22 protein-coding genes and 1 tRNA gene are annotated in these 20,138 nt (G+C 57.5%); 10 read left to right on the forward strand and 13 right to left on the reverse strand.

Going from position 1 to position 20,138, the window contains the following annotated elements; all coding sequences use genetic code 11:
* Window positions 1–105: 105 nt before the first annotated feature.
* The 4 genes from NW805_RS05280 (at window position 106) to NW805_RS05295 (ending at window position 4,234) form a co-directional block, all read left to right on the forward strand.
* Window positions 106–1,878: an ABC1 kinase family protein gene (locus NW805_RS05280; protein WP_414421877.1), complete on the forward strand. Its 1,773-nt coding sequence runs from the start codon at window positions 106–108 to the stop codon at window positions 1,876–1,878.
* Window positions 1,879–1,926: 48 nt separating this feature from the next.
* Complete coding sequence (locus NW805_RS05285; protein WP_414421878.1) at window positions 1,927–2,295, forward strand: hypothetical protein; 369 nt, start codon at window positions 1,927–1,929, stop codon at window positions 2,293–2,295.
* Window positions 2,296–2,465: 170 nt separating this feature from the next.
* Complete coding sequence (locus NW805_RS05290) at window positions 2,466–2,795, forward strand: YggT family protein (RefSeq protein WP_011432695.1); 330 nt, start codon at window positions 2,466–2,468, stop codon at window positions 2,793–2,795.
* A gap of 74 nt (window positions 2,796–2,869) precedes the next feature.
* Window positions 2,870–4,234: a cytosine deaminase gene (locus NW805_RS05295; RefSeq protein ID WP_414421908.1), complete on the forward strand. Its 1,365-nt coding sequence runs from the start codon at window positions 2,870–2,872 to the stop codon at window positions 4,232–4,234.
* A 77-nt stretch (window positions 4,235–4,311) separates the two neighbouring features.
* On the opposite strand, the gene NW805_RS05300 is transcribed toward NW805_RS05295, so the two are convergent.
* The 3 genes from NW805_RS05300 to zds form a co-directional block, all read right to left on the reverse strand.
* Entirely contained in the window at window positions 4,312–4,884 is a 573-nt protein-coding gene (locus NW805_RS05300) for a Uma2 family endonuclease (RefSeq protein ID WP_414421879.1), read from the reverse strand.
* Between the two features lie 39 nt (window positions 4,885–4,923).
* Window positions 4,924–5,496, reverse strand: coding sequence for a Uma2 family endonuclease (locus NW805_RS05305; RefSeq protein ID WP_414408086.1), 573 nt, complete (start codon window positions 5,494–5,496; stop codon window positions 4,924–4,926).
* 355 nt (window positions 5,497–5,851) lie between these two features.
* Window positions 5,852–7,291: a 9,9'-di-cis-zeta-carotene desaturase gene (gene zds / locus NW805_RS05310; RefSeq protein ID WP_414421880.1), complete on the reverse strand. Its 1,440-nt coding sequence runs from the start codon at window positions 7,289–7,291 to the stop codon at window positions 5,852–5,854.
* Between the two features lie 152 nt (window positions 7,292–7,443).
* Between zds and NW805_RS05315 the strand changes: the two genes are divergently transcribed.
* Window positions 7,444–7,515 (forward strand) — tRNA-Gly (locus NW805_RS05315).
* A 49-nt stretch (window positions 7,516–7,564) separates the two neighbouring features.
* Here NW805_RS05315 and NW805_RS05320 read toward each other — a convergent pair.
* From NW805_RS05320 to NW805_RS05340, 5 genes are all read right to left on the reverse strand, one after another.
* A complete protein-coding gene (locus tag NW805_RS05320) occupies window positions 7,565–8,305 on the reverse strand; it encodes a D-alanyl-D-alanine carboxypeptidase family protein (RefSeq protein ID WP_414421881.1) in 741 nt (246 codons plus the stop codon).
* Between the two features lie 48 nt (window positions 8,306–8,353).
* The gene (locus tag NW805_RS05325) at window positions 8,354–8,791 is read right to left on the reverse strand and encodes a peroxiredoxin (RefSeq protein ID WP_011432689.1); all 438 of its coding nucleotides are present in this window, start codon (window positions 8,789–8,791) and stop codon (window positions 8,354–8,356) included.
* 70 nt (window positions 8,792–8,861) lie between these two features.
* Window positions 8,862–9,479 (reverse strand): HD domain-containing protein, encoded by a 618-nt coding sequence (locus tag NW805_RS05330; RefSeq protein WP_414329611.1) that lies wholly within the window; start codon window positions 9,477–9,479, stop codon window positions 8,862–8,864.
* Between the two features lie 224 nt (window positions 9,480–9,703).
* Window positions 9,704–10,840 (reverse strand): NYN domain-containing protein, encoded by a 1,137-nt coding sequence (locus NW805_RS05335; RefSeq protein WP_414421882.1) that lies wholly within the window; start codon window positions 10,838–10,840, stop codon window positions 9,704–9,706.
* Window positions 10,841–11,158: 318 nt separating this feature from the next.
* Entirely contained in the window at window positions 11,159–12,271 is a 1,113-nt protein-coding gene (locus NW805_RS05340) for a dockerin type I domain-containing protein (RefSeq protein ID WP_414382614.1), read from the reverse strand.
* 165 nt (window positions 12,272–12,436) lie between these two features.
* On the opposite strand from NW805_RS05340, the gene NW805_RS05345 reads away from it, so the two are divergent.
* Both NW805_RS05345 and rpmB read left to right on the forward strand, forming a co-directional pair.
* Window positions 12,437–12,799 carry a hypothetical protein gene (locus NW805_RS05345; RefSeq protein ID WP_414344659.1) on the forward strand — a complete coding sequence of 121 codons (363 nt, stop codon included), beginning with the start codon at window positions 12,437–12,439 and terminating at the stop codon, window positions 12,797–12,799.
* Between the two features lie 24 nt (window positions 12,800–12,823).
* Window positions 12,824–13,060, forward strand: coding sequence for a 50S ribosomal protein L28 (gene rpmB, locus NW805_RS05350; RefSeq protein WP_414373986.1), 237 nt, complete (start codon window positions 12,824–12,826; stop codon window positions 13,058–13,060).
* A 39-nt stretch (window positions 13,061–13,099) separates the two neighbouring features.
* Here rpmB and NW805_RS05355 read toward each other — a convergent pair whose 3' ends face one another.
* Window positions 13,100–13,828, reverse strand: coding sequence for a pentapeptide repeat-containing protein (locus tag NW805_RS05355; protein WP_414421883.1), 729 nt, complete (start codon window positions 13,826–13,828; stop codon window positions 13,100–13,102).
* Between the two features lie 254 nt (window positions 13,829–14,082).
* Between NW805_RS05355 and gshB the strand changes: the two genes are divergently transcribed.
* A complete protein-coding gene (gshB, locus tag NW805_RS05360) occupies window positions 14,083–15,030 on the forward strand; it encodes a glutathione synthase (protein WP_414421884.1) in 948 nt (315 codons plus the stop codon).
* Window positions 15,031–15,433: 403 nt separating this feature from the next.
* Here gshB and NW805_RS05365 read toward each other — a convergent pair whose 3' ends face one another.
* The gene (locus NW805_RS05365; RefSeq protein ID WP_414421885.1) at window positions 15,434–16,054 is read right to left on the reverse strand and encodes a biotin transporter BioY; all 621 of its coding nucleotides are present in this window, start codon (window positions 16,052–16,054) and stop codon (window positions 15,434–15,436) included.
* 656 nt (window positions 16,055–16,710) lie between these two features.
* On the reverse strand, window positions 16,711–17,193 hold the full coding sequence (locus NW805_RS05370; RefSeq protein WP_414382604.1) for an ABA4-like family protein: 483 nt from the start codon (window positions 17,191–17,193) through the stop codon (window positions 16,711–16,713).
* A 78-nt stretch (window positions 17,194–17,271) separates the two neighbouring features.
* Between NW805_RS05370 and NW805_RS05375 the strand changes: the two genes are divergently transcribed.
* Together NW805_RS05375 and NW805_RS05380 are read left to right on the forward strand one after the other, a co-directional pair.
* Window positions 17,272–17,466: a hypothetical protein gene (locus NW805_RS05375; protein WP_414421886.1), complete on the forward strand. Its 195-nt coding sequence runs from the start codon at window positions 17,272–17,274 to the stop codon at window positions 17,464–17,466.
* Window positions 17,467–17,904: 438 nt separating this feature from the next.
* Window positions 17,905–18,168 carry a sulfiredoxin gene (locus NW805_RS05380; RefSeq protein ID WP_011432677.1) on the forward strand — a complete coding sequence of 88 codons (264 nt, stop codon included), beginning with the start codon at window positions 17,905–17,907 and terminating at the stop codon, window positions 18,166–18,168.
* Here NW805_RS05380 and NW805_RS05385 read toward each other — a convergent pair.
* Entirely contained in the window at window positions 18,154–18,843 is a 690-nt protein-coding gene (locus NW805_RS05385; protein ID WP_414421887.1) for a response regulator transcription factor, read from the reverse strand. The genes NW805_RS05380 and NW805_RS05385 overlap by 15 nt on opposite strands.
* Window positions 18,844–19,010: 167 nt before the next feature.
* Window positions 19,011–20,138 (reverse strand): RNA-guided endonuclease InsQ/TnpB family protein (locus tag NW805_RS05390; RefSeq protein WP_414421888.1); only part of this gene is annotated, 1,128 nt, incomplete at its 5' end.

The following is a 20,138-nucleotide window of genomic DNA, read 5'->3' on the forward strand; positions in this document are numbered from 1 at the left end:
GGGGCAGGATGGGGCTGACAGGCCCTTGCGCAGAAACGGCGAGGCTTTTTCTGTTAAGATGGATACCAAGAGCTTCAAAACAAAAGACTGTGAGATCGCTGGAGTGTGTTTAGTAGAACTTCGCCCATTGCCGCTTTGGAAGTTTACGATCCGCAATTGATCTGCCGCTATTACCGCTGGCGCCTGCCCCAAGTGATCGGTCGGGCGCTGGCCATTCTCTGGCCTTTCTTGTGGTTTGTCCTCTGTTTGCGCTGGGATCAACTATGGGGACACACTGATCGCAATGTGGGACGGCGCTCGGTGCAGTTGCGAAAGCTGCTCACCGACCTGGGGCCAACGTTCATCAAGGTGGGTCAGGCCCTCTCCACCCGCCCCGATCTGGTGCGCAAAGACTACCTAGAAGAACTCACCCAACTGCAAGATCAACTGCCGCCATTTCCTTCCGAGCAAGCATTTGCCCGCATCGAATCCGAGTTGGGCCGTCCGATTGCCGAGATCTTTGCCCAGATCTCTCCAGAGCCGGTGGCTGCTGCCAGTTTGGGCCAGGTTTACAAAGCGCAGTTGCACAGCGGCGAATGGGTGGCGGTGAAGGTGCAGCGACCCCATCTGCGAGAGCAGTTGAGCCTGGATCTGTACCTGATTCGCTGGGCCTCGACATGGCTGGGCCCCTGGCTGCCCTTAAACCTGGGCAGTACTTTGACGGCGGTGGTCGATGAGTTTGGCCGCAAGCTTTTTGAAGAGATCGACTACCTGCACGAAGGGCGAAACTGCGAGCGCTTCGCCGAATACTTCCGCGACGATCCGGATGTGTACGTGCCGCGCATCTTCTGGGCTTACAGCACCCGCCGGGTTCTGACCCTGGAGTGGATCGACGGCATCAAGCTGACGGATGTGGAGCGCATTCGAGCAGCCAACCTGGAGGTGAAACAATTGGTGCGTATCGGGGTGGTTGCTGCCCTCAAGCAATTGCTGGAATACGGCTTTTTCCACGCGGATCCCCATCCGGGCAACCTGTTCGCCCTGGCCGATGGTCGCTTGGCCTACATCGATTTCGGCATGATGGATCAGCTTACCGAGGAAATGAAGGAGTACTTGGTGGATGCTCTGGTTCACCTGGTGGATCGCGACTACAACGCCCTGATCGATGACTTTATTCATCTGGGCTTTTTGCAGCCGGATGTCGGCCGCCAAGAGCTGATCCCCGCCTTGGAAAAGGTGCTGGCAGACGTGCTGACCCAAGAGGTGGTCAACTTTAACTTCAAAACGGCCACAGATCAGTTCTCCGACTTGATGTACCGCTACCCCTTTCAGGTGCCCTCCCACTTTGCTCTGGTGATCCGCTCTTTGGTGACCCAAGAGGGAGTAGCCCTCAGCCTCTATCCCCAGTTCCGCATCGTCGGTGTGGCCTATCCCTATGTGGCCAAGCGCCTGCTGACGGATGAATCGCCGCGTATTCGCCAACGGCTGCTGCAAGTGTTGATCAAGGATGGTAAGTTCCGCTGGAACCGCCTGGAGAACCTGATTCAAATTGCCCGCAGCGATGGGGGATTGGATTGGTTACCCACCGCCCAAACGGGTTTGCGCTACCTGATGTCGGAAGAGGCCCGCGATCTGCGTCGCCAGTTGGTGCTTTCCCTCACAGAAGATGATCGCCTTCACTTTGAGGAGTTGCAGCGTTTGTGGCAGTTGCTCAGCCCTGAACTTTCCCCAGCTTACCTCTGGCAGGCAACGCTGAGATCCCTACCCTCGACCGGCGATCTGCAACACACGCTTGCCGAGTTGAGGGAGCAGGTGCAAGCCCATCTGGAACATCTCAGCCGCTGGCGGCTACCTCAACCTTGGTCGGATTTGCTGGCAGGAGTGGGACAGGAAAGGTAGAACGGAAGAAGATGACTCAAGTTTATTGTTATTGAGCTGGACAGAAGCGTGGCAGATCAGAAAGGTGATTTCATTGCGGGTGTAGTGACCGGCGCCCTGTTGGGAGGGATCATCGGCGGGGTCATTGGGTTTGTGCTTGCCCCTCGACTCAGCAAGGGATCCGCCGAAGGCCAACGCCGGGATCCAGATCGCCTCAACGGCACCTCCGCAACCCCTGAACGACCGCGCCTCAGTGCTTCGGGTGAGTCGGCCATGTCCAGCGACTGGAGGAAGTGGGAAAATGAGGCAGAACGCATTGCTCAAGCCCGCCGCACTCTAGAGGCCAAGATTGCCGAGTTAAACGAGGCGATTCAGGCCATGCGCACGCAATTGCTCGTCAAGGAAACCTCTTCCAGGGCTGTTGAGGAAAAGCCTTGAGCAGGGGATCCCTGTCCATGCCAAACTAGAGGCGGCAGCGGCTTTCCTCTCTAGGTTCTGCCATCCTCTCTCGGCTGAGTTGCGATCCTGGGCCAGGTCTGCCTCTGGCGAAGGTGCTTCAGCTTAATGGATGTTGAGTTGATCGAGTTGTTTCCCTACTTTTCCCAACCATGATGCTCAGTCACTTGTTGTCTCCTCTCGCTTGGGTGGACGGCCTCTCCCTGGGGTTGGTCTACGGCACTGCCGCGTCTTTGCTGTTCCGCTCCCTTTACCAGTTCATTGTCATTTACAATGCTCTGCTGATCGTGCGGATTTTGCTGAGCTGGTTCCCGCAACTGAACTGGTCTAACCCCATCCTGTCGGTGCTCAGCCAACTCACCGATCCCTATCTCAACCTGTTCCGCGGCATCATTCCCCCCATTGGTGGCTTGGACTTTTCCCCCTGGTTGGCCTTCATTTTGCTCAGCTTTGCCATGCAGGTGGTGGGCCAGTTTGCCTAGCTGCTGTAGCACTGGATTCCTCCTGAGGGGCTCGGATCCCCTTAAGATTGGGAGTCACTTTTTCGTTGCCCACCGTGCAGATCCCCGGCGTTGCCCACTACTGGCTGCTGAATGCTCAGGTTCCCCTGTCGGTACTGAAGGAGGCGGTGCGGGGGGCTGTCCCCAACCGCGATAACCTGGTGTTGCTGGATCTGGAAATCGAAGGGGGGCAGATCCGCCAAATCCGGCTGGCAACAGGGATCCCGCCCCAGGGGATCCCCAGCGTGGATCTAAGGCGGGGCCAAGTGTGGCCGTGTTTTGTGGACATCCATACCCACCTGGACAAGGGACATGTGTGGCCGCGCACCCCCAATCCCGATGGTACCTTTGCCGGGGCGAGGCAGGCCGGCCAGGAAGATTGGGTGAAGATGAAGCAAGCCTATGACGGGGATCCGGAGCAGTTTCGGGAGGATCTCTACCGTCGCTTCAGCTTTGGTTTGCGCTGCAGCTATGCCCATGGATCCCAGGCAGTGCGCACCCATCTGGTCTGTGAGAATCCTCAGGTTATGGGGGCCAGCTGGGAGGTGTTTGTTCAGCTGCGCCGAGAGTGGGCGGGCAAGCTGGAACTCCAGGCGGTCACGCTTCTGAGCTTGGATACCTTTCTCACCCCTGCAGGGGAAAAGCTGGCGGACAAGGTGGCGGAAGTGGGCGGGATCCTGGGTGGGGTGGCGGCGATGGGGCCGGAACTGGATCGACAGTTGGATCGGGTGTTTGCCCTGGCCAAGGAGCGGGGCTTGGCTCTGGACTTTCATACGGATGAGACGGATGATCCGGGATCCCTCACATTGAGACACGTAGCAGCGGCGGCCTTGCGCAACGATTTTCCCCATCAGGTGGTGTGTGGCCATTGCTGTAGCCTGGCCGTGCAACCGCCGGAGGTGGCCCACAAGACTATGGCCTTGGTCAGAGAGGCGGGGATTGCCGTAGTCAGCCTGCCCATGTGTAACCTGTACTTGCAAGCCCGTAACCCCGGCCATACCCCCCGCTGGCGAGGGGTGACGCTGCTGCACGAGCTGAAAGCCTTGGGCGTGCCGGTGATGATAGCCAGCGATAACTGTCGGGATCCCTTTTATGGCTTTGGGGATCACGACGGCCTGGAGGTGTTCCGGGAGGCCACCCGCATTTTGCACCTGGATACCCCCTATGGGGATTGGCCCCAGGCCATCACCACCACCCCTGCCCGCATCATGGGCTTGACCGAGCGAGGGCAAATTGGGGTGGGGCTGCCGGCAGATCTGGTGCTGTTCAAAGGACGTGGCTTTGATGAGCTGCTTTCCCGTCCCCAGCATGACCGAGTGGTGTTGCGTCAGGGGCAGGCCATCGACACGGCTTTGCCGGACTACAGCGAATTGGACGACCTGATGGAGAACGTGGGGGCAGCGCTCAGCCCCAAGAAGTAGAGCAGGGCTATTTTGAGCAGTGAAACAGCGGGGGGATCCCTGACATTTCTCCCCAACCTGGGAAAAAGGTGGGTCGATTATTCCCAGATTAAGGTGAGATCCACCACAAAGCCAGGGAGAACGGGATCCCCAGACAAGCTGGTAGGTCGCTCCAAAACTTGCACCGGCTGACCTGTGCGATAGACATAGACCTTCCCGCTTTCCGGGTCGATTAACCAGCCCAGTTGGGATCCGTTGTCCAGGTACTCCTGCAGCTTGGCCTGAAGGGTGGCCAGCTCGTCAGTAGGAGACTTCAGTTCCAGCACAAAGTCAGGGCACAGAGGAGCAAACCGACGGCGCTGCTCTGGGGTGAGCTGCTGCCAGCGCTCTTTGGCAACCCAGGCGGCATCGGGAGAGCGAATGGCCCCATTGGGCAAGGCAAAACCTGCAGAAGAGTCAAAGACAAGACCTAAGTTCTTGCGTCGATTCCACTGCCAAAGTTGGCCTAGTAGGTCGGCGTTGCGGAATCCACTTTCGCTGCCTGCAGGGGCCATGGCGATCAGTTCTCCTTGGGCGGTGCGTTCCAGGCGCAGCTCAGGATTCTGCCGACAAAGCTGCTCGAAAACTTCATCGGTTAAATTCACAGCCGGCTGCAGGTTGAGGGCAATCATGAGCTCATCCTGGTGGGCAGTTTTAGAGCGTGGGGAGCACTATTCCCAGATTAAGGTGAGATCCACCACAAAGCCAGGGAGAACGGGATCCCCAGACAAGCTGGTAGGTCGCTCCAAAACTTGCACCGGCTGACCTGTGCGATAGACATAGACCTTCCCGCTTTCCGGGTCGATTAACCAGCCCAGTTGGGATCCGTTGTCCAGGTACTCCTGCAGCTTGGCCTGAAGGGTGGCCAGCTCGTCAGTAGGAGACTTCAGTTCCAGCACAAAGTCAGGGCACAGAGGAGCAAACCGACGGCGCTGCTCTGGGGTGAGCTGCTGCCAGCGCTCTTTGGGCATCCAAGCGGCATCGGGAGAGCGAATGGCCCCATTGGGCAAGGCAAAACCGGCGGAAGAGTCAAAGGCCACACCAAGCTGAGTTTGCCGGTTCCACTGCCAGAGCTGGGCGCTAAGGCTCAAGTTTTGACGACTGCTTTCGCTGCCTGCAGGAGCCATGGCGATCAGTTCTCCTTGGGCGGTGCGTTCCAGGCGCAGCTCAGGATTCCGCCGGCAGAGCTGCTCGAAAACTTCATCGGTTAAATTCACAGCCGGCTGCAGGTTGAGGGCGATCATCATCCTTCCTGGGCAAAACTCTCAGGGTATGGGGCCTGTGGCTCGTATTGATCCCCTAGGATGGAGCGTATTTTTTGGCGAGGGGCGCGAAGGGCTGGACTTCTACCCAACTCTCGGCTTTGGGCCAAGACTTCTGGTACCCACTGTGACATACTCCCGCACTCATGCCGACACAAAGCGCTCCGCGCCGCTAAAGCGAGAGAGTGCAGGCTTCAAGGGCTCCGTCCCGCTGGCGCGAATGGGAGGGCAACCCGACAGAGGAAGTGCCGTAGCAGAACCAGGAACCGGAATCCTCGCCCTTTATGACGGGGAGTATGTCAAAGGGGTCAAGTGCCATCAGGTGAAAGTCCTCCTATCAGGGATCCCTGTGGGCAGCCAGAATGGCCTGAGCAGCCAGGTGGCCGGAGAGGGTGGCCCCTTCCATGCTGTCGATGTAGTCTTGGGCGGTGTAGCTGCCGGCAAAAAAGAAGTTGGGTATTGGGGTCTTTTGCTGTGGGCGATAGGGATCCATGCCCGGCGCTTCTCGATAGAGGGAGTGGGCCAGTTTCACCACGCTGTACCAGGTCATGTTCAGTTGCCGGGATGAGGGAAACAGCTCGTGGACTTGGTGCAACACGTGCTGGGCAATTTGCTCGTTGGGCATGGAAATGAAGGGATCCCCCGGCGTGAGCACGCATTGTAGCAGGGATCCCTGGCCCGGCTTGTAGTAGTCGGCGGGGCTGGTGAGGGCCAGATCGGCAAAGCAGGAAAAATCGGCATCGGCGGTGTAGAGGAGATTGTCGATACCCAGAGCCTCTGGGTGTTCGCCAGCTCGTTTGGCCTGGCCTTGGGGGTTCAGCTCCGTCACCCAGCCATCGAAGCGCAATTGCACCGTGGCCACCGGTACGGATTCCAGCTTGTAGAGGTTGTCGAACTGAGGCCACTGCCGCCATACTTCCGGGATCAGCCGTTTGGCCCCTTCCACTGCCGTTGCACACACATACACATCTGCCTCCACCCGCTCTCCATTGGCCAAGAGCAAGCCGGTCACCACGTAGGGAGGAGAGTCGTTCACTTCAATGCGGCTGACCCCTCTGCGGGTGTGGATCTGGCCCCCACGGGCTTGGATGTAGCGGACGATAGGCTGAGTGAGATAGGTGTCCGGGGATCCCTTGAGGAAATTGAGCTTGGAGGCCTCTGTTTTGCTGGCAAACATCTGAAAGATCGTCAGCATGCAGCGGGCAGAAATCTGCTCTGTATCGATAAAGCCCAAGGCATAGGCAATCGGGTTCCACATCCGCTTCAGGCTACCCTCGGATCCCCCATGCTGGCGGAACCACTCGGCAAAGCTCATCCGATCCAAGGCGCGAATTTGCCGCATTGCCCCTTCATAGTCCAGCAAGCCGCGAATCAAAGGGCTGGTGCCCAGCGCCAAGGCGTTGCGCAGCTTGTCCGCCCAAGAGAGCTGCTCGGTGGTGAAAAAAGCTTTGAGGCCGTTGAAAGGCGCCCCCAGGGGAAAGCGAAAATCCAGACTGGCCGTTTGCCCACCTCGGTTGACAAAGGTGTGGGTGTGTTGCTTGGGCAGCAGGTTCTCGTAGGCCCCCACCTTTTTCATCAGGGCAAACAAATTGCTGTAGTTGCAGAAAAAAACGTGCAGCCCCATCTCGATGTGGTTGCCATCGGCATCCTGCCAGGATCCCACCTTGCCGCCGACAAAAGGCCGCGCCTCGTAGAGCTGCACCTCGTGTCCTGCTTCAACCAAATCGACCGCCGTCACCAACCCGGCCAATCCGGCCCCAATAATGGCTACCCGCATAGCAATACCCTCAAACAGGCGCTGCCAGGGATCCCGCCCAGACTTTGCGCAACTGCAAAGAAAGATGAACTTCTCTCATTCTGGAACAAAATGCGCCAGGGATCCCTGACTTGACAAACCACCGCAAAACTTGCCATCATAAATTCCCCGACGCGGATGTAGCTCAGTGGTAGAGCTTCTCGTTGCCAACGAGACGGTCGCGCGTTCGAATCGCGTCATCCGCTCTTTGGGCCCTCACCCCCAGCCCCCCTCCCCTCAGAAGAAGGGAGTTGGCTAGCGCTTGTAAAAGGTCTCTAGGCTATGGCGGTCGCCCACAAAGCGCCAGTGCCAGGGTTCGTAATTCACCCCCTGAGGGTTGTTTCTAGGGAAAGACAGCTCAAAGCCAAAGCGGGTCGCGTTGCTCTGCAGCCACTGGAAGGCCGGGGTGGTCTCAAAAGCTTCTTGAGTATCCCACTGCGGAAACCCGGCATCCCCAAGGTCGATGGCATAGCCAGTGTGGTGCTCGCTGTAGCCAGGGGGAGCACTGACAGCAGCTCGTTCCTCGGGTCGCAAGGCTCGGGATTGAGCCAATTGAAAAAACAAGAATTCCTGATCCGCAATGGAGCGAAACCCGGAAATGGGGACAAGGCGGATCCCGGCAGCTTGAGCTGCTTCGCTCATGCGAAGGTAACTTTCGGCAGCCGCCTGGCGCAGGCGCACCTCTCGACCACGGTAGCTGCCCACCACCCGCAAGCTGTCTGCCGGGGCTTCGGAATAGGCATAGTGCCCCAACAGAGAAGGTCGCCCATTCTGCACAGTTGGCTGCGGCAGAGAGGGCTGACCGGCTTCCTCCAGAACTTGGGGATCCGCCGCCTGCTGGGATCCCGGTAACTTCTCTATCCCCCAACCCGCCAGGAGCACTAGCCCAACCAGCACCAGGCCCAAGACTAGACGGGACCTCAGGGCAGGCACCGAACTTTGCGCTTTTTTCGCCGGAGTGGACTGGCGACGGGCGACCGGAATGTCGTCGTTCATGCGCAAAGGCCGGGATCTAGCGAGGAGTACTGAAAAGAGGCAGCGTTTCTACAAACCCAAATCCGCCAAAATATCGCGGGCATGGGTTTCGGTATTGATGTTCTGGTAGACCTTGGCAATTTTGCCCTCGCCATCAATGACGTAGGTCACTCGCTTGGCATAGCCGCCCCCATCCACATCGTAGGCGCGGGTAATCACCCCACTGCTATCCACCAGTAGGGGGAAAGGCAAGTTGTACTTTTCGGTGAACTTTTGGTGAGAAGCTTGGTCGTCCATGCTCACCCCCAGCACCACCACGTCCTTGCTTTGGTAGTCGGCGTAGGCGTCGCGGAATCCACAGGCTTCTTTGGTACAGCCGGGGGTGTCGTCTTTGGGGTAAAAATAGAGGACAACGGTTTTGCCGGCAAAATCAGCCAGCGAAACCTGGTTGCCTTGGGTGTCAGTGGTGTTGAACCCAGGAGCAGGGGTGCCAACAGCGAGAACCATAGGTGCGTGACCCAAAAAGTGTGATGAATAGGGCTGCCCTCAGCATTTTCTTCAGCCCTGCTTGTCTCTGTCAAGGCATTACCGCTCCAGCTTGGCATTGCAACTCAGCCACCAGCTCTTGAAGCTCCGCCGATAGATTGCCGGGCAGCCGTCGCCTCAGAATCTCTGCCAACGATCGATAATACCACAGGGATCCCTCTTTTCCGGCGGAAAACCGCTGCCAGAGTTTATCCCCCAGTTGGCGAAAATCCCGCAAGATGCAGCGGGCGTTGTGCAGCTTGTCAGAGGCGGCCACCAACAAAACCGAGGCATTTGCCGTTTCCAGGTGCTTCAGGTAGGCGGTTTTGCGCTCTTTCCAGTTTTCTTTGGGCTCGCCTCGGGAGCCATCGCTTTCGGTATCCGTACATCCCAGGATGATCTGCAGCACCCGTTCTCCAAAGTGCTCCCGGATCTGTTGCTCAATCTGGGCCCGGGGCTCGCCTGTGTTGTGGGGGCCGTCCTCTAGGCTGTCGTGGAGCAGAGCGGCAATCGCTTCATCTTCATCCGCCCCATGCTCCAGGGCGATGGCTGCTACGGCCAACAGATGGCTGAGGTAAGGGATCCCGGTTCCCTTGCGGGTTTGAGAAGCATGCCAGCGATGGGCATAGTGCATTGCCTGCACAAACCGCTGTGTGAGTTGCGTTGACATCTGGACTCTCCAATTGGGGTTAAGTTGACTGCTGGGGCAAGGTTGATCCAAGCGAGTCTCAGGCGTTGAGACTGCAAATCAGAAAATGGTTAGAGAAGATGAGCACTTCTGATCACTTCAAACAAGGTTAAGACGCTGTGCCGCCTACCCTCACCCCCAGCCCCTCTCCCTGCCTTGGGAGAGGGGAGTCAGGGATCGATGTAACTGTGCTGAGATGGCAAGGTTTAGCCGGTGGCCGGAGTCTGTTTTGCAGGCAGCGGCACCAGCGTTCCTGTCCCCTGCCAAGCGCACAAATCCACGAACTGGTCGGCTATCCGAATTAACGCCGGGTTCGTGTTCGGCCTGTAGGCGGCTACCTCCAGCCGGCAGCCTTGGCGGCGGATATGCTTGAGGGCCGGCACAAAATCTCCATCCCCACTCAGCAGCAGCACCGTCTCGTAGTGGGAGTGCATCGCTATCAAGTCCACGATCAGCTCCCCATCCAGATTGGCTTTGCGGCTGCCGTCGGCGTGGATCACCACCGGCTTGGTGACCACCCGATAGCCCTGCCTTCTCAACTCCTGCAGAAAGCGATGCTGAGCTTGGTTGTGGTGATCTACCCCAGTGTAAATATGCACTTCCATCTCGGATCTGCCCTGGGCCAGCCAGCTGAGCAGACTGGGATAGTCGAGATGGGATCCCCACTGCTGGGCGCTGGCGTGGAGATTGGCCGCGTCGATGAACACCCCCAGGGCTTTGCGGGGAAAAGCAGGGTTCGGCTGGGATGCCACCAGCTGCTGCAGGTGTTGGAGTTGCGCCTGCACCAACTCCAGTTGCTCCAAAGTCACTTGGGGCTGGGATACCGGCAGAGCATTCAACCGCAGCTCCACGGCTTTTAACCGCTGCTGGATTTGCTGGATGGCCTGGGTGATGGGGGCCAGCTGTTGCCGCACGGACAGATGAGACGTGGGCCGAGCTTCGAGGGCGTCGATCCGCCCTTGTAATGTTTCCAGTTGGGCCGCCGTCTGCTGCTGCTGTACCCAGATGGGCTCCAAAACCTTTACTTTCTGCTCGAGCTCTTGAATGGCTTCAGCCGGGGAAGCCAAGGTCTGCTGCAGAAGGGACGGTTCAGCAGTGAGCCGAGCGTCCAGCACCTCGAAACGCGCTTGCAGGGTCTCCAGTTGGGTTGCTGTCTGTTGCTGCTGTGTCCAGGTCTGTTCCAGAACTTGGCCAAGCTGTTCTTCGCGGCGGCGGATGGCAGGGTAGGCTGCTGCCAAAGGTAAGAGCCCCCAGATCACTTGGCGGGTCACCAGGGCCGTCACCCCCAGGGCCAGGGATCCCGTCCACAGCCAGGTTAAGGGGAAGGCAGAAGCCCTATTCATACTCATACTCATAGTCAGCTCTCCTCAGTTTGGGTTATCGATCTGCTCGGTTGCCAGGATTTCACCTCACTCACATGGGCCACCTCAGGGATCCCTCTCGAAGATCGAGATGCCCAGAACTCCCAGAGGCATCGAAGAGGAGCAATTCAGCAACTGCAGTATGCCGGCTGTTGGAAGGGGGAGCTTCCAATCGTTGGACACACCCATTCCCCTTGGTATCAAACGGATCGGTTATCGAAAGCGGGCTTAAACTTGTTCCTCTTAGCCGACGGGCTCCGTGCTCAGCTTTGAGGGGCAGGAACCTCCGACGGAGCAAGCTCAGTTGGGGATCTCGATGGTTACATTGGCCAACTGCACATCGTCATGATCCACCCAGGCTCCACCGTGCCGGATGACTGTATCACCTCCCAGCGGCACCGAGATGTGCAGGGATCCCCCGAAAAGGGGAATGCTGATCGGCACTTGGGGACCACGGGTGACCATGGGGGGCTGAATCAGGGTTTTGCCAGTGCGCAGGGTAACAGTGTTCAGGCCCAGGCGCAGAGGTTGCAGCGGCAGGGGAATCTGTAGGTTATCTCCCCCCAGGTGAATCTGTTCGACTTCCACTCCGTTCAGGATGACCTGCATGGGAGACATGTTGGCACTGGGGATCCGGGATTGGCCGGCCCGATAGGCGGCGGCAGTATCCAACCCAATCAGGGATCCAATCCGCAAAACCGGTGGGCGCGAAGGCAGGCGTTGCAGCGTGAAGGAGCGGGTCATCTCCACCCCTTGGGCAGGGCCCAAAAATTGCCCGGCGGCAGCCGATTCCGGTGAGTACTGGTTATCCCCCAGGCGGATGACATTCGCCTCCAGTACCAAAGTTGTGTTGGGATCCCAGCGCTCCAACTGCAGTTGCCAAGGCCGATCCCCGCTGGCTTGACCGTTGCCTGTACTTTGGGAATAGGGCAAGTAATTTTCCAGCCGCGCCACCAAAATTTCTTCTGCCGGCAGCGGCCCTGGCAGGCGAAACCGACCCTGGGCATCGGTGCGCACCGAAATACCCGCCCCCGGAATGGCCACCTCCGCCCCGGCCAAGGGCTGCCCTGTCAGCCGATCCACCACCTGTCCCGAATAGGCGGAATCCAACTGCACCTGTCCTGTGGGCACATCCGTTGCTGCCTGAATGCGCTGCTGCAACACTTGCCAGTCGGCTTCTGTGATCCGTCCATCCTGGTCGACATCGGCAGCTCGGATCTGGTCGTCGGTCAATCCCCGTTCTCCCCGCAAGTAGGCCCCCAACAGGTTGAGATCCTGCACCGTCAAACGGCCATCCCCATCCAGGTCGCCCGCCTGAAAGGGCTGCGCGTGGGCAAAAGACACGCCTATCCAACCCAGGCCCAGGGATCCCAGTAGCAAAAGAGAATGAGCCAAACAGGAGACCCTAAACATGGCAACTCTCCTGGGAGTTGTTCATGTTCTAACGTAATTCACCTCCTCGCAGCAGGGCTAACCGAGCCGGTGTAGAGTACTCTTGAGCGCAATTTTGCCGGTTCGCCTTTGGCTGCAGGAGCCGAAAACTTAATGGTAGGATAACCGTGGTGGCTTGCCTGTTCTATGGCTCGATACTCTTGCGTTACCCAGCTTGTGGGCTCAGCCGAGCAGCTCAGCGAGTCGATCCGCGCTGTTTTGGAGCGCTGCCAACTCAATATCCTCCACAACAGCCTTGATTATTGGGTGGCCGGCGAGCCTCCCGGAAAAAATCCCCACACCAAACTGGTGACGGTGGAAGTGTTTGTGGATCGCACCCGTCAGGCTGCCGACGGCTCTGTACAGGTGACCTGCATTGCCAAAAATGAAGAGCTGCCCCTAAAAAGCGTTAACCACTGCCAACAAACCTTTGACCGACTGAAGGCAGAGCTAGCCCAGTTGCAAAGTCAACTTCAGCTTGCTGCCCAACAAAAAGATGCCTTACGATAGCTAGGCTGAGTTTGCTTTGATCCCATGGCGCGTCGCTGCCAACTAACCAACAAGAAACGCAACAACGCTTTTGCCATCTCCCACTCCCACCGGCGCACCAAGCGCCTGCAGGAAGTCAATTTGCAGTGGAAGCGCATCTGGTGGGAAGAGGGTAAGCGGTTTGTTCGTCTGCGCCTTTCCACCAAAGCCTTGAAGACTCTCAAGGCCAAGGGTATAGGAGCCATGGCCCGGGAAGCTGGGATCGACCTCAGCCGGTTTTGAGCTTTCTCCTCAGCCCAGTTGTGTCTGACAGCTCCAACCTCACAGCAAGCCAAAAAGCTTACGCGACTTGGGCTGCAAACCCGCTAGCAAAGTGTTGAGGGTATCCCGTTGGGTAAGCTCGTTGGTGCCGCTGGCCCGCTCAATCAAGAGCTTGCGCATTTCGTCGGAGAGTTTGGCATCGGTAAAATCGGCTCCACTGAAGAGCGTATCTTCAATCTGAGCATCCTGTAGGTTGGCCCCCACCAAAATGGCCTGTTCCAGGTTGGCAAACTGAAGCTGGCAACTCACCAAGGCGGCCTGGGAGAGGTTGCAGCGAGATAGGTTAGCCTGGCGGAAGTCGGCGGCAAAGAAGTTCCCCTCCGCTAGGTTGGCAGCCACCAAGCTGGCTTCGCGAAAGATGGCATGGCTGAAACGGCCCCCCTGAAAGCTGCTTTTGTCCAGTTTGGCGGCGGTAAAGTTGCTGTAGTCCCCCAGAGCCTGGCTAAAGCTGGATCCCCGTAGATCTGAGGCGGTAAAATTGGCCCGCTCTAGCTCAGCGCGGCGAAAGTTGCACAGACGTAGGTCGGCTTGCTGCAGGCTGATCGAGCGCAGGTTAGCCCGCGTCAAATTGGATTTGGGCATCTGAATGCGGTCGAACAGGCCCCGCGAGAGGTAGGCATTCTCCAGGTTGGCACTCACCAGGGAGCGCCCCTCACGCAAGGCTTCCAGCAAGTCCCGCGTGGTTTCAATGCGAACCGGCTCTGAGGGTTGAGAAGGGGGAGCACTCACAGATGGAGCATTCCTCACAGGTTAGGCCAGAAATCCGGTCAACCCAGCCGAGAACTGAGGGCCAACTGGGGATTCCACCTATCAAGCTAACGTTTGCGTCGCCTGTCGAGGTTAAGAGGATATTAAAAAGACAACTCTGCATCGAGCTTTCCAGAGGGGGTCTTCTCTTGTGGAAACAGCCTGCCAGCAGAGCACAATCGGCTCCGATTTGTTGCATACTCGGGGCAGCCTTTCGTCAGTGAACCACACCTCCCATGCAGGTAGCTTTTATTGTCGATCCATTGCCTCAGTTGCAGGTGGGCCACGATACCAGCGTTGCCCTAATGGAAGCCCTGCAGAAACGGGGGCACCGCATTTTCTGCCTGGGCCTGGCGGATCTCTACTGGGATCAAGGGGAAACTTGGGGATCCCTTGAGGAAATCCGGTTGGATCTGCAAGCGGATCCCTGGTATGAGGTCAAAGACCAAAAACTGCTGCCCCTGAGCCAAATGCAGGCGGTGTGGATGCGCAAGGATCCGCCGGTAGATGCGGCCTATCTCTATGCCACTTACCTTTTGGATCGTCTCTCCCCCAGCCGCACACTGGTGCTCAATCATCCTGCCGGGATCCGCTCGGCCAACGAAAAGCTCTATGCCCTGCAATTTCAAGAGTGGATCCCGCGCACCCGCGTCAGCAGCAACAAGCGTCTGCTGCGTCAGTTTGTTGAACAGGAAGGACAGGCGGTGCTCAAGCCCTTGGGTGGCAAAGGTGGGGAAGGGATCCTGAGGGTCAATGCCGGGGATCCAAACCTCAACTCGTTGATTGAAATGAGCACCCAATTTGGTCGGCTGCCCGTGATGGTGCAAGAGTATTTGCCACAGGCGGCGGCAGGAGATAAACGCATTTTGTTGCTGGAAGGAGAACCTTTGGGCGCCGTCAATCGGATCCCTGGAGAGGGCGATTTTCGGGGCAATGTTGCTGCCGGCGGTCGAGTGGAAAAAACCAAGATTACCGAAAAAGAACGGGCTCTCTGCGGGGCTTTGGCACCGGTGCTCAGGCAGGAGAAGCTGTATTTTGTCGGGATTGATGTTATCGGGGAACGACTAACCGAAGTGAACGTGACCAGCCCAACAATGCTGCGAGAACTCTGTCAGTTGGAAGGAGTTGACCTGGCAGATCAAGTGGCTCAGTGGCTGGAAAAGAAGGTGCCCGTCAAGGGCTGAATGACTACCCACCAGGATGTTTCTGGGATCCGGCGCGTCTGTTGCATGGCAGGGATCCCGTCTATCCAGGGAATCCATAGGGATCCCATGAATTCAGAAAGACATAATTATAGCTTAAGGTTGAGATCAGCTTCTTTTGGTCGGCAGATAGAAAATAAAAAGCCCCACAAGGGGGCTCTGCCGCGACCAGTCAGCGACTTATAAAACTCTAGAGCAATATAAAGAAAAGCTCCATGAATAGGCCGTATTGAACACCGTATTGAGCACAGTTTTTAGAATCTCAGAAAAAAGGCCAAATCCTCGGAGTTGTTATCTTTTTTTTAGATTTTTCGGCCCGAGGCTAATCCCGAGCCCCTTCTGTTTTGCTGGGGTGAGCTTTGAGTTGCTGCTCTTGCCCAGTGGGTTACGAGTCAGCCGGTGGCCTTTCCCGTCCCACCCAGCGCCAGATGGTGGGCAGCAGCACTGCCGCCAGTCCGCACTTCACCAAGTCTCCTGGGATAAAAGGGAAGACCCCTTTGTTGAGGACGGCCAAGATCGAGGTGGGCTCAACATTCTGGTTCAGCCACACCCCCAGCCAAGTGGCTCCTAGCAAATAAATCAGAGCTGAGCAGGACAACATCGCCAGCGCCATCTTCCAGGGGTTGCGATCCACGCCCCAGCGCTCCACCAACCAACCCATCAGCCCTGCAGCCAGGGGAAAAGCCAACAGGTAGCCCCCCGTCGCCCCGGCCAAGTGGCCAAGCCCGGATCTGCCACCGCTGAAGAAGGGCAATCCCAGGATCCCTTCCAGCAGGTAGACCAGCAACGTGAGAAAGCCCAGCCGTGCCCCAAAGCCTGCCCCCACCAGCATTACTCCAAAGGTTTGCCCGGTAATCGGTACCGGCGTGAAGGGCAGAGGGATCCGCACCTGAGCCAGGGCAGCTACGAACAAACTTCCCCCCAGAACCAGCAGGAGATCCCGAACTCGGGAAGGGCGAGGCAGAACGGTTTGCGCCAAGGGTGCGTGAACAAAGGTAGCAGTCATCAGAGGTTTGCACTCCTGTTTAGCCAAAGATTGAGCCTAAAGCCCCCCCATCGCTGCGCGGAAGCAAGCCAGTAGGGCGGGGAGTACGTCAAGGTTTCAGGATACCAGAATTCGGTTACCGCCTTTCCGCCGGTTGTGTGTCCGGAATTCTGCTCCGGGGATGCAAGCCAAGCAGATAGAGCCCAGCTCCCCCATCGCCGTGTGGCAGCAACGCTGAGGTGGAGGATGATCCCAGGCTGCTCATTTTGCACTCCGTGCATCCGACCGAAAGCTGGGGTGCTTTCTTCGAAGAGTTGAGCGTGCCATTCTTCCCCAGATGCAACGGTTCTTGTCGTCAGCCTGTGGGGGCCAGGGATCCCTCGATAACCAGGCAAAACCGCGAGACCAAGGCGTGTTGCTGTTTCAACAACTCGAGCAAGGCAGATTCTTGGCCAGTGGCTGCTGAGATCAAGATCCTTGGTTTCATTGGCAAATCAGGAGAAGGGCGTTCTAGCTCAGACGGTCAGGATCTGAGATCCCACGGGCAAAACCATAAGTACAGCTTTTTTTCAACGACACTCATCACAGCAGTACAAATCCATCTCTTGTGGGATAGGGATTCTGCTCACCTGCAGATTCCCCATGAACTCGGAAAGAGCTATAAAGCCAAGCAGGGGCTAGATGGATTCTTGCGGCACTTCTGAGCCTTTTTCAGGTTGAGCAACACTGGGCCGGTTCTGGCGAGTTGCTTGTACAATCGCCACCGTAAGCAAATGGGAGAGCAGACCCACAGGCCCGGCAAACAAGCACAAAATCAGAGAATGGGTTGTCCATACTCGCTTATCCCACCCTTCCAAGAAGATCCAGCGGCCCACAAACAAATCCATGACGATGTAGTGTACCCATCCCGTCGCCATAACGGCGGGTTGACTGAATAGGTCGGTTAGGCTGGTCAGAGACAGTTGAGGGTCGGAAAATTCCTTGAGAACATCCGCGTTGAACCCGGTGACCAAAAGATACAAATAAACCGCCGCCAAAATAGCGATGGGCAAAAGCGATTCCATCACCTTGCGGGTTACCTTCCAACCCGGCAGCAGAATCATCAAGGCCCAAAAGGGCAAAGCAAACCAGTTGGCCCCGTTAAAGATCATCTCCAGCATGCTTGGAACCCCCAACGCTACCTGTCCATTATCGGCCTAATGCCCCCTGGGGATCCCTGCAGTAGCGGGTGGAAATGGATGGGAGCTATTCCTGAAGTTTTTTTCTGGAGCCAGAGGGATCCCGGTCGCTATTCCGGTTGGCGGAGCCTAGCAGTCGCAATGGAGCTGACCGCACGGCCACTGTCGGTGGTGGCAGCAATGCAGGAAATCCGGGATCCAGTGTCGGTCATGGCCCAGAAGCTGCTGATGCTTTTGGCGGTAGAGGTGGGTTGAGCCGGGCCGATGGGGGATTCTACTGCCACAGAGTCTGGGGATTTCTCCTGAGAAGGGAGCAACACCACAGGTTCCTCACCCCGTTGGGCTGCTGCAACTTTTGGGGCGGGATGTTCTGGGGTGGGCTCAGGGGCTTCTTCTTTGCGGGCGGCCTCTGCAGCAGGGACATTCCGGGGAGAGGGCTGCTGAACCAGCCTCTTGTCAAGGGGTGGTCGTGGCGCGGCAGCGGGGGGTGCGGGGGGGGCTTGGCCGGCGATCTTTCCCCATAAGGCTTTGAGGAGTTGCCACATGGCTGGGTTGGCTACTGAGGGAGAGAGCAGTGAGGAATGGTGTTATCCTGCCATGCTCTGGCCTGAGAATCCATCCCCTCTGCCAGTCTTGATAGAGCAAAGTCATAACGAGTATGATTAAGTAGCTTGCTTAGGGAGAAAGTTCAACATGGCGCAGATTCGCGAGATTCCCCTTGCCCAAATTCGCCGCCCTTTGCCGCGGCAAACGGATCCGGATAAGGTGCAGGCGCTGATGGCTTCCATTGAAGCAGTCGGCCTACAGGAGCCCATTGAGGTTTTGGAAGTGGAAGGGGAGTATTATGGGTTCTCCGGCTGCCATCGCTACGAGGCATTTGTCCGCTTGGGCAAGGAGCGGATCCCCTGCCGGGTGCGAAAAGCGCCACGTGCTGTTTTGAGGCTACACCTGGCCTGAAAGGGATCCCTTCTGGCCCGGCTCCTCTTCGGCGGTGTAGCCCCGTTCGTAGGCAAAACGCACCAGTTGCGAGCGATTTTCCAGAGAAAGCTTGCTGAGGATGTTGGTCAGGTGAGTTTGCACAGTGCGCGGGCTGATGAACAGCTTCTCGCCGATTTGCTTGTTGGTGAAGCCGCGAATGACTTCCCGAAAGACCCGCTCCTCAGCAGGGGTCAGAGGCAATTCGGGTGGGGTGGGGCGGGGGTCCGCTTCGGGTTTTGGCTGGGACTGCTGTTGGATTAGCCGCAAAATTTCCGATTGGGTGCGGCGGGAGCGTTCAATCTGGGCCTCGATTTTGGCCACCAGTTCCAGGGGTTCAAAGGGCTTGATGATGTAGTCATCCGCCCCCCGCTCGTAGCCCTGAACCCGGTCATCGATCTCTCCCCGCGAAGAGAGAAAAATGAAGGGGACGAGCTCGCCGCCGCGCTGTTGGCGCAGTTGTCGGCAAAACTCAAAGCCGTCCATTTCCGGCATCACCACATCTGAAACCACCACATCCGGCTGCTCTTGGGCAAACAGACGCAACCCTTCTACACCCGAAGCGCCTGTAGAAACCCGATAGCCATGCTGAGTCAGGTGGCGGCTCAGCACCTTCAGGGAGAGGGGATCGTCATCTACTACCAGTACACGCTTCATGAGGACTCGAGGAGGCTGTTAGGGAAAAGGGTAAAGCGCTATTCACCTGTTATCTGTCGCTATTTTAGGGAGACGGACAGGATTCGTCATTTGGCTGGGGTGCCTTGACCCATAATAGTGGTTTCAAGGGTGGCCTGGTTGAAAGGTAAACTACCCGGCTCCGACCGCTAAGCGGTACGGAGCGGGCTTTCAGTAGCCCTGAGCCTGTTCTGCTCTACCAGAGAACAAAACAAGCCCGGACCTCTAGGCTGGTTTACGACAGCCCCCAAGAGCGCAATCACATTCGCACCATTCAAATCCGCATCCCCTTCCCATCCACAGTGCCCACACTTGAACGACTTGCCACTGCGGTAGGATTGCGCAGGATCGGGATGGATGTGCAAACACTTGTGGCAGGTCTGCGACGTGTAGGCGGGCGGCACAAGAATCAGAGAAACCCCTGCAACCCTCGCCTTGTACTCCAGAAACTGACGTAGTTGGTAGAACGCCCAACTGTTGGTCCTACGCCGCTCGGCTTTGCTGCGTGGCTGTTGATTGACCCTTTCCCGGATCCCTGTCAGGTCTTCCAGGGCGATAGCGCTGTTGGTAGCTTTTGCCCTAGAGACAATAGCTTTGGAGATGCGATGATTGACCCACGTTTGAAAGCGTCTCTCCTTGCCAGACAGCCGTTGCAACAGTTCTCTGCATCTGCGCCGCGAACTGCGGGTGCCCTTACTGGCCTTGCGCTGAAGAGACGCTCTTAACCGACAGTAGTGATCTCGGACTTTGTTCAGCTGCTGTCCATTCCAGTTGTCTCCTTCGGAGGTATGTGCAATGTCTCGCCGTCCCAGGTCAACACCAATCACCTTGTCGGTGTTCTGTTGCTTGGGGGGCTCTGCCTCGACACAAATCTGGATGGAGTAGGAGCCGTCCTTCCGCTGGACTAGGGTGGCCGATTTGGGGTTAGAGCCAGCCAGCATTCCCCTCTGGTAGTTGCCAATGGCTAGCTCAAAGCGTTCTCTTCCATCAACCGTGGCAAGCGACACTGTCCAGTCTTTCTCGCGAAACGAGAAGATACGTGCATCGTAGGTAACGAACCTACGCTTGAACTCTTTAACTGGACGGTTGCGCTGTCTCGCCACTTTGCGAGCGCCTGCCACCCGTCTGCAGACCTGCTGGGCCAGATTACTGGACAAGCCAAACCGAGCGCGAATCTGGTAATAGCAAAGGGATTGGAGTTTGACTGCGTTGACTACTTTTTCTGGTGTGTTTTGGTTGACCCAGTTCAACGCCTGCACAAAGGCATCCATTGTCGC

It is taken from the genome of Synechococcus sp. W60.1 (genome assembly GCF_047461575.1).
GTDB lineage: Bacteria > Cyanobacteriota > Cyanobacteriia > Thermostichales > Thermostichaceae > Thermostichus.

Coding starts and splice junctions, on each gene's coding strand:
- NW805_RS05290 (WP_011432695.1), top strand. CDS start 2,466: ATGATGCTCAGTCACTTGTTGTCTCCTCTCGCTTGGGTGGACGGCCTC.
- NW805_RS05300 (WP_414421879.1), bottom strand. CDS start 4,884: ATGATTGCCCTCAACCTGCAGCCGGCTGTGAATTTAACCGATGAAGTT.
- NW805_RS05305 (WP_414408086.1), bottom strand. CDS start 5,496: ATGATCGCCCTCAACCTGCAGCCGGCTGTGAATTTAACCGATGAAGTT.
- zds (WP_414421880.1), bottom strand. CDS start 7,291: ATGCGGGTAGCCATTATTGGGGCCGGATTGGCCGGGTTGGTGACGGCG.
- NW805_RS05320 (WP_414421881.1), bottom strand. CDS start 8,305: ATGAACGACGACATTCCGGTCGCCCGTCGCCAGTCCACTCCGGCGAAA.
- NW805_RS05325 (WP_011432689.1), bottom strand. CDS start 8,791: ATGGTTCTCGCTGTTGGCACCCCTGCTCCTGGGTTCAACACCACTGAC.
- NW805_RS05330 (WP_414329611.1), bottom strand. CDS start 9,479: ATGTCAACGCAACTCACACAGCGGTTTGTGCAGGCAATGCACTATGCC.
- NW805_RS05335 (WP_414421882.1), bottom strand. CDS start 10,840: ATGAATAGGGCTTCTGCCTTCCCCTTAACCTGGCTGTGGACGGGATCC.
- NW805_RS05340 (WP_414382614.1), bottom strand. CDS start 12,271: ATGTTTAGGGTCTCCTGTTTGGCTCATTCTCTTTTGCTACTGGGATCC.
- NW805_RS05345 (WP_414344659.1), top strand. CDS start 12,437: ATGGCTCGATACTCTTGCGTTACCCAGCTTGTGGGCTCAGCCGAGCAG.
- rpmB (WP_414373986.1), top strand. CDS start 12,824: ATGGCGCGTCGCTGCCAACTAACCAACAAGAAACGCAACAACGCTTTT.
- gshB (WP_414421884.1), top strand. CDS start 14,083: ATGCAGGTAGCTTTTATTGTCGATCCATTGCCTCAGTTGCAGGTGGGC.
- NW805_RS05365 (WP_414421885.1), bottom strand. CDS start 16,054: ATGACTGCTACCTTTGTTCACGCACCCTTGGCGCAAACCGTTCTGCCT.
- NW805_RS05370 (WP_414382604.1), bottom strand. CDS start 17,193: ATGCTGGAGATGATCTTTAACGGGGCCAACTGGTTTGCTTTGCCCTTT.
- NW805_RS05375 (WP_414421886.1), top strand. CDS start 17,272: ATGGGAGCTATTCCTGAAGTTTTTTTCTGGAGCCAGAGGGATCCCGGT.
- NW805_RS05380 (WP_011432677.1), top strand. CDS start 17,905: ATGGCGCAGATTCGCGAGATTCCCCTTGCCCAAATTCGCCGCCCTTTG.
- NW805_RS05385 (WP_414421887.1), bottom strand. CDS start 18,843: ATGAAGCGTGTACTGGTAGTAGATGACGATCCCCTCTCCCTGAAGGTG.